The sequence below is a fragment of the Ruegeria sp. AM7 genome, from assembly GCF_056535965.1.
On record NZ_JBQFJE010000003.1, the window covers coordinates 3182622 to 3194665 of the forward strand.

A 12044-nucleotide genomic window follows, 5' to 3' on the forward strand; every position below is an offset into this window, starting at 1 on the left:
CGGACTATAAATTGAGTAACTAAAAGTTGTGCGTATGGATTAGACTAAAGACCATGCGGAAATTCACGAGAAATTTGATGATTGTTCGAGCAATAACCACACTTTCATTGTTGGCCACAGTTGGTGCGTGCGCATCTCAAGGACCCAGCAGGGATGAGATCTGGAATACCATTGAAGGATGCGATGGAAATGAGCTTTGTTCTTTTGCAACTTTGATTGCTGAAGAATATGGCAAGTTAGTGGGTAAATCTCTTGGCCAAGGTATATCCGTAAAGAGCGCTGAGACCGATGGAAAAATTGTCGATTTAGCATTCTATGTACCTGACCGCATAAAAAACGTTCCGACGACGGGTGGTCGAACACCATCAGAAGAATTGACGATTTCTGCGAAAAAGAACCTTTGTAGTGATCCCAATACTCGTCGTTTCTTCGAGATCGGCGGAGCTATGAATTTCTCGACCTATCTGTCATCGGGGGAGAAGTTTTCGAACAGTACGATCACATCGTGTTAGTCCCGACAACGCCAGTTTTTGCGCAATAGCAAGGGACACGAAACCTGCTCCGAACAAGAACATTCTTTTGATTACCTTTGTCACGACTTCGTGACTTGCACCTCTACGACCTGAGGCCAAGTGTTCGCTCGGGAAAACACTTAACAAGACAGGAACCTCTCAAATGATCGGTTACGTGACAATCGGCGTGTCAGACATGGAGCGCGCAAAGAAATTCTATACCGAGCTGCTCTCGGATCGCGGTGCCAAGGTGACGCTGGATGTGGGACGCATCGCCTTTATCGGCAACCAGCCCGGTGCGCCGATGCTGGCTGTGTGCGAACCCTATGACGGTGATGATTGTGCGCCGGGCAACGGCACCATGGTGGCTTTTGCAGCGGATTCGAAAGAGCACGCGCAGGCGATGTACGACAAGGCGATCAGTCTTGGTGCCACTGACGAAGGCGAGCCCGGCCAGCGCGTGCCGGATGTGTTCTACGGGGCCTATGTCCGTGATGCGGACAACAACAAGATCTGTTTCTACGTCTTCGGCTAAAGCTGTGCCAACAGGGCGGCGTGCCGGTCAGTATAGGCGCGCCGCACCTCGACCGGAGGGCGCAGGACGATGTTCAGCCCCTCCATTACGGTCTTATCCGGGCGGCCAAAGAACTTGGACGCCTCGGTTTCGGAAAAGCCTGCAATTTGCGTCGCCTCCATCCAGGCGCTGATCTTATCGGCCTTTTTGATCTGACGCTTCACCGTTTTCGGCACGGCGGCGGGTAGGCCAAACCGGATGTGGATCGCCGCCGCCAGACGGTCATCCAGTGCGCCATAGTCGGGACCGACGGCGGATTTGACCGGCGAGATCATATCTCCGATCACATATTCGGGGGCGTCATGTAACAAGGCCGCCAGCCGCCATTTGACCGGCGCTGTGGGGGCGATACGGCCAAACAGTTCTTCTACCAGCAGGGAATGTTCGGCTACGGAATAGGCGAAATCCCCTTTGGTTTGACCGTTCCAGCGCGCCACAAAGGCCAGTCCATGCGCGATATCTTCGATCTCGATATCCACAGGGGTGGGGTCCAGCAGGTCCAGCCTGCGGCCCGACAGCATCCTCTGCCACGCGCGGGGTTGTGTTGCCATTATGCCATGCCTCGTCCGTACAGCCGCGATTGCGCCCCAATTTTATGGTATGGTTTACCTGTCAAGATCACCAGCTGCCAACTTTTTCTTGAGCATTCGTGCTTTGAACAAGTGCGCGGTGATACCGACATCAAGTACCGAGGGGGGCGCATGCTTCTCCCGGTGTGTCCCTCTCGATTGAAACCAGAATCGAAAGGAGCTTGTTATGTTCAAGCGTTTATTTGGAATTGCCCTGGCTTTTGGAATGGCCGCGACTGCGCCCCCGGCTTTTGCTCAGCAGAACACTTGTGCGCAGCGTGATCACGTAATCGCCAAGCTACAGGACAGCTATTCGGAACAGCTGGCCTTTGGCGGATTGCAGAAATCGCGCGGCGGGCAATCGGTGATGGAGGTTTGGACCTCTGAGGAAACGGGAAGCTATACCGTTTTGGTGACCCATGCGAACGGCCTGAGTTGTATCGTCGCCGTTGGCACCGATTTTTTCGAAGCGATCCCCAAGATCAAGGTAGACGGCACGCCAAGCTGATTTTAGCGACAAAAATCCCGTTTCCGGCCATCTGCGTTGCCACGCCCATAAAGGGATGTTAGGGGCAACCCGGAACAGTATTTACCGGAATGGAGTACCTGATGGCCGGGGACTATATCGTCAAAGACATTTCATTGGCCGGGTTCGGCCGCAAAGAGCTGGATATTGCCGAAACCGAGATGCCGGGCCTGATGTCCCTGCGTGCGGAATACGGCGGCAGCAAACCGCTGAGCGGCGCGCGCATCGTTGGCTCGCTGCACATGACCATCCAAACAGCCGTTCTGATCGAAACGCTGGTCGCGCTGGGTGCAGATGTGCGCTGGGCGTCGTGCAACATCTTCTCGACACAGGACCACGCGGCAGCGGCAATCGCCGAGGCTGGCATTCCCGTCTTCGCCATCAAAGGCCAGACGCTGGAAGAGCATTGGGATTATCTGGACAAGTCCTTTATGTTCGATGACGGCCCGAACATGATCCTGGATGATGGCGGCGACGCGACGTTGTACATCCTGCTGGGCGCACGTGCCGAAGCCGGTGAAGACATCATCCCTGTTCCGGGTTCGGAAGAGGAAGAGGTGATCAAGAAGCAGATCGCCAAGCGTATGGCTGCAAGCCCAGGCTGGTTCACCAAGATGCGCGACCAGATCAAAGGTGTGTCCGAGGAAACCACCACCGGCGTGAACCGTCTGTATCAGCTGGTGAAAGAAGGCCACCTTCCTTTCCCAGCGATCAACGTGAATGACAGCGTCACCAAGTCGAAGTTTGACAACAAATACGGCTGTAAGGAATCGCTGGTCGACGGCATCCGCCGTGCCACCGACACCATGCTGGCCGGTAAGGTTGCCGTGGTCTGCGGCTATGGCGATGTGGGCAAAGGCTCGGCCGCGTCGCTGGCCGGTGCCGGTGCCCGAGTGAAAGTGACCGAAGTTGACCCGATCTGCGCGCTGCAGGCCGCAATGGACGGGTTCGAAGTCACTCTGCTGGAAGACGAAGTTGCCAACGCTGATGTGTTCATCACCACCACCGGCAACAAGGACGTGATCCGCATCGAGCACATGCGCGCGATGAAGGACATGGCCATCGTCGGCAACATCGGCCACTTCGACAACGAGATTCAGGTGGCCAGCCTGAAAAACCACAAATGGACCAACATCAAGGAACAGGTGGACATGATCGAGATGCCCTCGGGCAACCGCATCATCCTGCTGTCCGAAGGTCGGCTACTGAACCTCGGCAACGCCACCGGGCATCCTTCTTTCGTGATGTCGGCCTCGTTCACCAACCAGGTTCTGGCGCAGATTGAGCTGTTCACCAAGGGTGATGAGTACAAAAACGACGTTTACATCCTGCCCAAGCATCTGGATGAGAAAGTCGCCCGCCTGCATCTGGACCGTATCGGCGTGAAGCTGACTCAGATGGACTCGGAACAAGCGGCCTATATCGGCGTGAAACCCGAAGGTCCCTATAAGCCCGAGCATTACCGCTACTGATCGCGGATCGGGTGTGACGAAACGCACGGGACGCCGCCGGTTCATACAACTGGCGGCGTCTTTCTTTTCCATCATCGTATTTCTATTTCTTGTTGGCTCTGCTGGATTCCTTCTGGTGACACACCCGAAGTCACCCTTGCCTGACCATTGGAACCCACTGCGCGATCTGTCGATTACGGCCCCGGTTACTCTGGTAACGCGGTTTCAGTTGAACCGTGCTCTGGCGGATGAGGCGCAATGCAAGGCGGTACTGTCTGCGGACGAAGTGGCGTTTGCTGAGATGGAGGATTTGGTCGTCGATCAGAATTGCGGTATCAGCGGACGGGGCCTTCTGTCGCGCCTTGTTACCGCAGATGTCCGAGGGGTCGAAACGCGCTGTACCACAGCTCTGCGTCTTGCCATGTGGGAACATCACGTGGTTCAGCCTGCTGCGCGGGACATTTTGGGTACTGAGGCGCGTGCTTTGCGGCATCTGGGCAGCTATAACTGCCGCCGGATGCGGACCGCGCAGGGGCAGGACAGCCGATGGAGCAGTCATGCAACTGCGGATTCTATTGATATCATAGGGGTCGATCTGGCCGATGGCCGCACGGTGAACCTGTTGCGGGATTGGCCGACCCAAGGGCCCGAATCCGAATTCCTACGCCAGATCGGGCAGGGCGCTTGTGATTGGTTCCGCGTGGTGCTGAGCCCCAATTTCAACAAGCTGCACGCGGACCACTTCCATTTGCAGGGGCCCGGCTGGGGCTATTGCAGATAATCCGGCCCCGCAAAACGGGGCCGGAGCTTGGCTTAGCGTCCGCTGACCGCATCAGCCAGCGATTTGAACCGGACGATCTTGTAGATACCCTTCGAGGCATCTTCGCCATTGTTCAAAACGGGAGAGCGGTGCAACTCGTTAATCGTGGCATAGACATACCCATCCGCACCGATCGAAAACCCGTCTGGCCACGGCAATTCATCATCCGACTGGAACAGCACTTCATAGCTGCCATCCGGTTTGGTGACGCCCAGCGCATTGTCGGTCATCGCAGTGATGTAAACATTGCCGCCGGTATCTACGGTCGAGCCATCCGAAATCGGCTTGTCGCCATAGCGTTCGACCTTGGCCTCAAGATCGGTATCTGACAAGCTTTCATCCAGCAGCGCGGCAGTGGGGATGCGGTACATCGCACTTGCCGTCATTGGGGCGAAATAGACCCATGTATTGGTCGGATCGACGGTGATCGGGTTGATGCCGATCTTGGCCGGATTGCCGCCCAACGTGATTTCGCGCCCGTCGATCACCATCGGTGTGTCCTCGGGGATCGTGAATTTGGATCCCTCCAGAACCCGCCGCGCGCGTCCAGTGTCCAGATCAACCACGATGATGGCCGAGTTCTGCCCGTCGCCGGTATCCGAGATGTAGATGGCCCCATGATCGCGATCCACAGCCAGATCGTTTAGGAACGACGTGGGCCGCGCTACTGGCGCACCAATATAATGGATCGCGTGCAGCGTTTCGGTCTTGGTGTCCCAGCCGACGACGCGCCCGGTCTGGTTTTCACCCTGACCATCCAGCATCCACAGGATTCCATCGCGGTCCGCCCGCAGGCCCAACACGCCGTTCAACCCGTCCGCATCATCGTTCGGGGCGCGGGCCCAGTCTTCGGTCGGGTAGGGCTTGGTGGAGCCGTCCGGCATTACCTCGACCACACGCAATTCGGGACCGTAGAATTCATGCACCGACATGAACATGCGCCCATCCGGGCCAATGGCCAGATTGCCCGGGGGCATGGCCTTTTCAAACTCAAGATAAGTTTCCAACTCGGCTGCTGCGGCGGGCAGGGCCAGCGCAAGCGCGCATGTGGCTGCGTAAAGTGATTTCATCAGGTCCTCCTCTGGTCGTGATTCAGCAGATACCATTTGAAATTTTCCGCGATAACTGGCTCAATCTTGAAACCAGCGTTAGGAATTTTCGAATGTACCATGTGAATGACCTGCTGACCTTTGTCTCGGTCGCGAAAACCGGCGGCGTAGGGTCCGCGGCCAAGGCGCAGGGGATCTCGGCGGCGACGGTCAGCCATCGCATTACGAAGCTTGAGGAGGTTTTGAACCTCAAACTCTTCCACCGCAACAGCCGCAAGGTGCAACTGACCGAAGAAGGTTTGATCTTTCTGGACCGGATCGAACCTGTGTTGGCTGATTTGCGCGACGCCGAGCTTGAGGCCGGCAGTGGCAGTGGCGCATTGCGCGGACATTTGCGCGTGACGCTGTCACCCTGGATCTTGTCGCGTTTCATCATGCCGGTCATGAGCACGTTTCAGGCCGAGCATCCGGACCTGACGGTCGAGTTTCTGGCCGTTGATCGCTATGTCGCGTTGGTGGATGAGGGTATCGACTGCGCGATCCGGGTGGGACAGATGGCCGACAGCACACTAAAGGCCCGTAAACTAAGCGATAATGACAGGATCATCTGTGCTTCACCGGTGTTTTGCGAAACATATGGACTGCCGGCCACGGCTGAAGACTTACGCCTAATGCGCTGGGCCTGTCTGCCGTGGCAAACTCGGCTCGACATCACGGATGGGCACGGTGCTGCGCAGTTTTCGATCCCGCGCGGGATTGCAGTATCGAACTCGGATATGTTGACCGAAGCGGCGGTACAGGGGTTGGGGCTAGCGGTCAAATCCCGCTTAGCTGTTCAGCGCGAGTTGGAAAGCGGGGCACTGGTTGAGGTCATGCCTGGTGTTTTGCGGTCGCCTGACGCTCCGATCTCATTCGTGCATGCAGGGAACGCAACCCCTGGGCGAAAGGTGCGCGCTTTCTCGGATTTGGCCAATCGCGCCTTTCAGTGAGTTTACGTGTTTCCTTGGGGGGAAATAAACCAGTTTTTCCCGTTGTGACCTACCCTCAGCTGAATAGATTTCCCGCACTTGTTTCAACCTTTTGTGACTTCGCAGCAAGACGCTGCTTTACGGGAGAGCCAGTCATGGGAAAACGCGACGACTTGATTGCAAAATACGGGGAAGATCTGAAGAATAAATGCGGGATGGATCCCGATATGGACTTGCTGACCAAGGTCACGATCGGTTGCGGTCCGGCGATCTACGATGCCGACGCATCGACCGTGGCGGCCTCGCAAGAGGGCGAGATTGAGACCGTCAAAAACAATTTCCTGATCAAGAAACTGGGCCTGTCCGATGGTCCTGCGTTAGATGAGGCGATCCAATCGGTGCTTGGCACTTATGGCATGTCAGAGCGCAACAAATACCGCGCTGTGGTCTATTACATGCTGACCAAACACTTCGGCAAGGAATCGGTCTACGGCTGATCCAATAGCGCCCGTCGCAGCGGCGGGCGTTTCCAATTTTAAGTACTTGGTGTTTGTATCGGCGCCGCTGTTTCGGCTAGTGTCATCTTGTGGCCAGGACGGTCAGAACCGAAGAATTTCTATACGCGTGTGGTGAGTCGGGAGCACGCGGGGTAGGGAAGGTTCTGCATCCGTCGGAACCTTCCCTTTTTTATTCCGCCTGAGTCTGCCCCAGATCGCAGATCACCTGCCATTCGGCATCCGTAACCGGCTGCACTGACAGGCGCGAGTTTTTCACCAGCACCATCTCGTCCAGCCGTCCATCGGTCTTGATCTGGTCCAGCGTGACCGGTGTTTTTAAGGGCCGTACGGCCTTGATATCCACACATTCCCAGCGGTCATCATCGGTGGTGCTGTCAGGATGGGCGGCGGCGCAGACCTCGACGATGCCCACGATCGCCTTCTCCTTTTGCGAGTGGTAAAAGAACCCCCGGTCGCCCACCGCCATCTGGCGCATGAAATTGCGCGCCTGATAGTTGCGCACGCCGTCCCATTCCTCGCCTGCGTCCCCTTTGGCAACCTGTTGGTCCCAGCTCCAGGTCGAGGGTTCGGATTTGAACAGCCAATATGCCATCAGCCGATGACCTTTTTCCACGCGATCAGGTCGACGGACTGGAACAACCCGGCCTTAGCATAGGGATCATTGTCAGCCCAGCTTTGGGCGGCGGCCATGTCTTCCACCTCAAGGATGATAAGCGATCCGATCATTGCGTCGCCATCCAACAGGGGTCCAGCCTGTGCAACGACACCGGTTTCTTCGATGTAAGCCAGGTGGTCGGCGCGATTGTCCAGCCGGGTTTGCAATGCGCCGTCCTTGTCACGGGCGATCAGAGCGATGAGCATGTTATTCCTCCTTCAGGGGTCGGTTGAGCAGAGTATCAATGGCCTGCGCCACACTATATGTGCCTTGGCTCAGGTCGGCGACAGTAGCGCTGATAGGCATGTCCAGCCCCTCGGCCCGGGCAATGTCGGACATGGCGCGGGCGGTGGCGACGCCCTCGACCGTGGTGGTGGTGTTAAAGGGCTGATTTCGACCCAAACACAGGCCAAAACGATAGTTTCTGGATAACTCGGACGAGCAGGTCAGCACCAGATCGCCCAGTCCCGACAGGCCCATAAGGGTTTCGGGCCGCGCGCCGCGCATCAGGGCAAAGCGCTGCATCTCAGCAAATCCGCGCGTCATCAAAGCGGCGCGGGCGCTGTCACCCAAACCGGCCCCGATGGCGGCACCGCAGGCGATGGCCATGACGTTTTTCAACGCGCCGCCCAGTTCCGCGCCGATCAGATCGGTGGTGCGGTATAGGCGCAGGTTTGCCGTGGTCAGGTCATGCTGCAGGCCATGCGCACCCTCGGCACAGGCCAGCGTCAGCGCGGTCGGCAATCCGCGTGCGATATCATCGGCAAAGCTCGGGCCGGTCAGCAGGGCAGGGCGCGCGTCGGGAATGGTCTGGCGGATGACCGAGATCGGACCAAGCCCGGTGGATAGCTCGATACCTTTGCAGCAGGCCACCAGCGTTTTCCCAGCCAGAACCAAACCGTGATCCGTCAGCACACCGCGCAGTTTTTGCATCGGGACCGAGACCAGTAAGGTTTCACTGCGCGTTGCCTGCGTAATGTCCGCCGTTACGGAGATCGCATCCGGCAAGGTCACACCCGGCAGCCGCGCCGCGTTTTCACGCGTGCTGTGCATCACCCGTGCCCGTTCCGCATCTCGCGCCCACAGCGTCACCGGTCCGTTTCCGGCCAGCGAAATTGCCAGCGCTGTGCCAAACGCGCCCGAGCCCAGTACGGAAATGCTCATGCCTTGGCCCCTTTCTTGCCGCTGCCCAGCATGGCGGGGCTGGTCTGGTCCAGAGGCCAGCGGGGTCGCGCGGTCAAGTCCAGCCCGTCGCGCGCGCCGGTGCGGAACCGCTCGATCCCGGCATAGGCGATCATGGCGGCGTTGTCGGTGCAAAGGGCGAGTGGCGGTGCGGTGAAACGCGAGCCATTCTCTGCGCAAACAGTCTCTAATGCTGAACGAATGGCCGAATTTGCCGCGACGCCTCCGGCCACTGCAATCACCGGCTCCGCGGGGTTTTCGTTTAAATACAGATCCATCGCTCGGCGGGTTTTCTCGGCCAGTGTATCGACAACGGCCTGTTGGAATCCGGCGCACAGATCGGCGCGGTCCTGACGGGTCAGCCCGCCTTTCTCGGCCACGACCTGATCGCGCATCCGCATCAGTGCAGTCTTAAGGCCTGAAAAAGACAGATCACATCCGGGGCGGTCCAACAAAGGCCGCGGAAAGCGGAACCGTTTGGGATCGCCTGCGCGGGCCTCGGCCTCGACCGAAGGGCCGCCGGGTTGCGGCAGGCCCAATAGGCGGGCGGTTTTGTCGAATGCCTCACCCGGCGCGTCGTCGATGGTGCCGCCCAGACGGGTGAACTGGTCCGGCCCGTGGGCGATCAGATATTGGCAATGCCCACCCGAGACCAACAGCATCAGGTAAGGAAACGCGATCCCGTCGGTCAGGCGCGGCGTCAGCGCGTGGCCTGCCAGGTGGTTTACCCCGATCAAGGGCAATCCGGTCGCGGCACTGATCCCCTTGGCGCACATCACGCCGGACATGACGCCGCCGATCAAACCCGGCCCCGCAGTCACGGCGATGGCGTCCATGTCTGACAGAGCCAACCCAGCCTCTTCAAGCGCCTGCATGACGCAAATGTCCAGCTTCTCGGCATGAGCGCGGGCAGCAATCTCGGGGACAACGCCGCCAAAGGCACTGTGCAGGTCGTTTTGGCCATGAACGATCGAGGACAAAACCTCGGCCCCGTTTTCGCCATGGCGCACAACGGCAGCGGCTGTGTCGTCACAGCTGCTTTCCAACCCGAGGACAGTAAGTGTTTGCACCATTGGCCTGATCCGTTACACCTTGGTTGCCAAGCGGGGTATCACCCTGTGCGGATGCAAACAATCCCAAGGCCCAAGGCGCCGACCGTTGTATTTGTTGATGACCCGCCCGCGCGCGGCCTCTGAAAGGTTCGTTGCGCAGCTTCCGACCCGCGTCAGGTCTCGGGTGCAGGTCATCTATTCCCCGATTCTGGAAATCAAACCCCTGCCGGTTCATGTGGATACGATTGATACGCGTGGGCTGATTTTCACTTCAGCCAATGCGGTGAACGCGGCGGCCTCGGCTGGGGTTGAGCGGTCTCTACCTGCCTTCTGCGTGGGTCCTGCAACAACAGGTACGGCAAAAGGTGCTGGGTGGGACGCGCAAATGATGGGCCAGACCGCCGAGGAGTTAATCGCAGCCCTTTTGCAAACCCGACCGCTCAGTCCGCTACTGCACCTGCGCGGCGAGCACAGCCGGGGCAATATTGCCGAGCGGCTGACCGAATCCGGCCTGACCGTGCGCGAACAGCCCGTTTACCAGCAAAACCTGTTACCGCTGACACCCGAAGCGACTGCCGCCGCAAGCGGCAAATCCGCTGTTTTGGTTCCAATATTTTCACCCAGAACGGCGCGACATTTTGCCGACATCTGGCACGGTTCTGCCCCGCTTTGGGTAGCTGCCATCAGCCAGGCCACGGCCGAACCCCTTTATTCTTTGCCCTATGCGCGGTTGAAGGTCGCGAAAGCGCCGACACCCAAGAAAATGCGTAAGGCCGTTAAAAAACTTGTGAAACATGCGTTGCGGGTTGAGGGCGACGTGGCCACCGACTAACTTGGCAGGGTCTGTTGTTCCAAGCATTTCGGATTCGATAAGGGGAATATTGCGGTGGCTGATAAGAAGAACTCCGATCAAAAACCGGTGGATGATCCTAAGACAGATGAGTCGGTTGAAGCTGTTTCCGCATCTGAGGAACCGACTATTGACGATGCAACAGCGTTAGAAGAGACCCTTTCCGAAGCCGAAGCCGAAGCCGAAGCCGAAGCCGAAGCCGAAGCCGAAGCCGAAGCCGAAGCCGAAGCCGAAGCCGAAGCCGAAGCCGAAGCCGAAGCCGAAGCCGAAGCCGAAGCCGAAGCCGAAGCCGAAGCCGAAGCCGAAGCCAATCTTGAACGTTTCAAGGAGAATCTGTCCGAACGTCAGTCGGAAAAGAAAGGTGGCTTTGTTCCGGCGTTGATCGGCGGTGCGATTGCAGCCGCAATCGGGTTCGCGGCGGGCAGCGCTGGTTTGTTCGACTCCGGCAGCTCGGACGCGTTGACCACGCTCGAGGCAAAGCTGACCGATCAAGCCAACCAAATCGACGCGCTCTCGAAATCTCTGTCCGATGGCTCGGACTTGGAAAGCAAGATTGCTTCTTTGACAGAACAGTTGGCTCCGATCACTTCGGATCTGGACGCCGTCCAATCCGGCCTTGATGGTTTGTCAGAACAGATCCAGCCTCTGGCTGATCGCTTGACCGCACTGGAAAGCGGCGCGCTGACTCAAGGAGCCACCCCCGAAACCACAGCCGCGTTTGAAGCCGAGCTGAAAAAACTGCAGGACTCGCTGGCTGCCCAACGCGCCGAGGTTGAAAAGATGGTTGCGGAAGCTCAGGCTCTGGAAGCAAAAGCTTCGGATGAGGCTTTGGCCGCGACCAATGCAGCGATACTGTCTAAGCTCCACGGGCAGTTGGATGCTGGGCAACCCTATTCCGACCTTCTTTCCGAGCTGTCAGCTGGCGGGGTCGAAATCCCGAGTGCGCTGTCCGCGGCGGCCGACAATGGAGTCGCGACGGTTTCGGCCCTGCGTGAGGATTTTGCGCCAGCCGCCCGCGCTGCTCTTGCCGACGCCCGAGAGTCGGAGAAAGGCACAGGGATCGTCGCGTTCCTCCAGCGCCAGACCGGTGCGCGTTCGGTAACACCGCAAGAGGGTGATGACCCGGATGCGATCTTGTCTCGTGCGCAAGCGGCGTTGTCCACCGGCGATGTAGCCGGGGCTTTAAACGAACTGAAATCTCTGCCCGAGGCGGCCCGTGCTGCGCTGGCTGAATGGGAACAAGCGGCGCAGACACGGGTATCTGCCGTGGATGCCGCAGATGCGCTTGCTTCTGGCGCGAACTCGAACTGAAGGACCT

At 58.3% G+C, this 12044-nt stretch carries 15 protein-coding genes; 9 read left to right on the forward strand and 6 right to left on the reverse strand.

The features are described 5' to 3' along the window. The first annotated feature begins 77 nt into the window (after nt 1-77). Nucleotides 78-512 carry a hypothetical protein gene (locus tag ACR3EG_RS19855; RefSeq protein ID WP_480498033.1) on the forward strand — a complete coding sequence of 145 codons (435 nt, stop codon included), beginning with the start codon at nt 78-80 and terminating at the stop codon, nt 510-512. 163 nt (nt 513-675) lie between these two features. Next, the gene (locus ACR3EG_RS19860) at nt 676-1047 is read left to right on the forward strand and encodes a VOC family protein (protein WP_480498032.1); all 372 of its coding nucleotides are present in this window, start codon (nt 676-678) and stop codon (nt 1045-1047) included. Here the strand turns inward: ACR3EG_RS19860 and ACR3EG_RS19865 are convergent. Further along, the gene (locus tag ACR3EG_RS19865) at nt 1044-1637 is read right to left on the reverse strand and encodes an HD domain-containing protein (protein ID WP_480498030.1); all 594 of its coding nucleotides are present in this window, start codon (nt 1635-1637) and stop codon (nt 1044-1046) included. The genes ACR3EG_RS19860 and ACR3EG_RS19865 overlap by 4 nt on opposite strands. Before the next feature lie 205 nt (nt 1638-1842). Between ACR3EG_RS19865 and ACR3EG_RS19870 the strand changes: the two genes are divergently transcribed. From ACR3EG_RS19870 to ACR3EG_RS19880, 3 genes are all read left to right on the forward strand, one after another. Continuing rightward, nucleotides 1843-2163, forward strand: coding sequence for a hypothetical protein (locus ACR3EG_RS19870; RefSeq protein WP_209196025.1), 321 nt, complete (start codon nt 1843-1845; stop codon nt 2161-2163). A gap of 101 nt (nt 2164-2264) precedes the next feature. Continuing rightward, nucleotides 2265-3653 carry an adenosylhomocysteinase gene (gene ahcY, locus ACR3EG_RS19875; RefSeq protein ID WP_480498216.1) on the forward strand — a complete coding sequence of 463 codons (1389 nt, stop codon included), beginning with the start codon at nt 2265-2267 and terminating at the stop codon, nt 3651-3653. A 13-nt stretch (nt 3654-3666) separates the two neighbouring features. Continuing rightward, nucleotides 3667-4413, forward strand: a complete 747-nt coding sequence (locus ACR3EG_RS19880; protein ID WP_480498028.1) for an extensin-like domain-containing protein — start codon at nt 3667-3669, stop codon at nt 4411-4413. 32 nt (nt 4414-4445) lie between these two features. On the opposite strand, the gene ACR3EG_RS19885 is transcribed toward ACR3EG_RS19880, so the two are convergent. Beyond that, a complete protein-coding gene (locus ACR3EG_RS19885) occupies nt 4446-5522 on the reverse strand; it encodes an L-dopachrome tautomerase-related protein (protein ID WP_480498026.1) in 1077 nt (358 codons plus the stop codon). A 101-nt stretch (nt 5523-5623) separates the two neighbouring features. Here ACR3EG_RS19885 and ACR3EG_RS19890 point away from each other — a divergent pair, with 101 nt between their 5' ends. Further along, nucleotides 5624-6490: a LysR family transcriptional regulator gene (locus ACR3EG_RS19890; RefSeq protein ID WP_480947520.1), complete on the forward strand. Its 867-nt coding sequence runs from the start codon at nt 5624-5626 to the stop codon at nt 6488-6490. A 134-nt stretch (nt 6491-6624) separates the two neighbouring features. After that, nucleotides 6625-6966: a DUF2853 family protein gene (locus tag ACR3EG_RS19895; protein ID WP_480498022.1), complete on the forward strand. Its 342-nt coding sequence runs from the start codon at nt 6625-6627 to the stop codon at nt 6964-6966. Nucleotides 6967-7156: 190 nt separating this feature from the next. On the opposite strand, the gene ACR3EG_RS19900 is transcribed toward ACR3EG_RS19895, so the two are convergent. The 4 genes from ACR3EG_RS19900 to tsaD are packed head-to-tail and all read right to left on the reverse strand — an operon-like array spanning nt 7157 to nt 9897. Beyond that, nucleotides 7157-7579: an EVE domain-containing protein gene (locus tag ACR3EG_RS19900; protein WP_480498020.1), complete on the reverse strand. Its 423-nt coding sequence runs from the start codon at nt 7577-7579 to the stop codon at nt 7157-7159. Then, on the reverse strand, nt 7579-7848 hold the full coding sequence (locus ACR3EG_RS19905; RefSeq protein WP_170355578.1) for a YciI family protein: 270 nt from the start codon (nt 7846-7848) through the stop codon (nt 7579-7581). The genes ACR3EG_RS19900 and ACR3EG_RS19905 overlap by 1 nt, the downstream gene beginning before the upstream one ends. Nucleotide 7849: 1 nt before the next feature. Further along, nucleotides 7850-8806 carry an NAD(P)H-dependent glycerol-3-phosphate dehydrogenase gene (locus tag ACR3EG_RS19910; RefSeq protein ID WP_480498019.1) on the reverse strand — a complete coding sequence of 319 codons (957 nt, stop codon included), beginning with the start codon at nt 8804-8806 and terminating at the stop codon, nt 7850-7852. Continuing rightward, nucleotides 8803-9897: a tRNA (adenosine(37)-N6)-threonylcarbamoyltransferase complex transferase subunit TsaD gene (tsaD, locus tag ACR3EG_RS19915; protein WP_480498017.1), complete on the reverse strand. Its 1095-nt coding sequence runs from the start codon at nt 9895-9897 to the stop codon at nt 8803-8805. Before tsaD ends, ACR3EG_RS19910 begins: the two co-directional genes overlap by 4 nt. A 97-nt stretch (nt 9898-9994) precedes the next feature. On the opposite strand from tsaD, the gene ACR3EG_RS19920 reads away from it, so the two are divergent. Both ACR3EG_RS19920 and ACR3EG_RS19925 read left to right on the forward strand, forming a co-directional pair. Continuing rightward, entirely contained in the window at nt 9995-10708 is a 714-nt protein-coding gene (locus ACR3EG_RS19920) for a uroporphyrinogen-III synthase (protein WP_480498015.1), read from the forward strand. Between the two features lie 54 nt (nt 10709-10762). Further along, nucleotides 10763-12037, forward strand: coding sequence for a COG4223 family protein (locus tag ACR3EG_RS19925; RefSeq protein WP_480947522.1), 1275 nt, complete (start codon nt 10763-10765; stop codon nt 12035-12037). Nucleotides 12038-12044 lie beyond the last annotated feature (7 nt).

Coding starts and splice junctions, on each gene's coding strand:
- ACR3EG_RS19910 (WP_480498019.1), bottom strand. CDS start 8,806: ATGAGCATTTCCGTACTGGGCTCGGGCGCGTTTGGCACAGCGCTGGCA.
- ACR3EG_RS19870 (WP_209196025.1), top strand. CDS start 1,843: ATGTTCAAGCGTTTATTTGGAATTGCCCTGGCTTTTGGAATGGCCGCG.
- ahcY (WP_480498216.1), top strand. CDS start 2,265: ATGGCCGGGGACTATATCGTCAAAGACATTTCATTGGCCGGGTTCGGC.
- ACR3EG_RS19860 (WP_480498032.1), top strand. CDS start 676: ATGATCGGTTACGTGACAATCGGCGTGTCAGACATGGAGCGCGCAAAG.
- ACR3EG_RS19865 (WP_480498030.1), bottom strand. CDS start 1,637: ATGGCAACACAACCCCGCGCGTGGCAGAGGATGCTGTCGGGCCGCAGG.
- ACR3EG_RS19905 (WP_170355578.1), bottom strand. CDS start 7,848: ATGCTCATCGCTCTGATCGCCCGTGACAAGGACGGCGCATTGCAAACC.
- tsaD (WP_480498017.1), bottom strand. CDS start 9,897: ATGGTGCAAACACTTACTGTCCTCGGGTTGGAAAGCAGCTGTGACGAC.
- ACR3EG_RS19920 (WP_480498015.1), top strand. CDS start 9,995: ATGACCCGCCCGCGCGCGGCCTCTGAAAGGTTCGTTGCGCAGCTTCCG.
- ACR3EG_RS19885 (WP_480498026.1), bottom strand. CDS start 5,522: ATGAAATCACTTTACGCAGCCACATGCGCGCTTGCGCTGGCCCTGCCC.
- ACR3EG_RS19895 (WP_480498022.1), top strand. CDS start 6,625: ATGGGAAAACGCGACGACTTGATTGCAAAATACGGGGAAGATCTGAAG.
- ACR3EG_RS19855 (WP_480498033.1), top strand. CDS start 78: ATGATTGTTCGAGCAATAACCACACTTTCATTGTTGGCCACAGTTGGT.
- ACR3EG_RS19900 (WP_480498020.1), bottom strand. CDS start 7,579: ATGGCATATTGGCTGTTCAAATCCGAACCCTCGACCTGGAGCTGGGAC.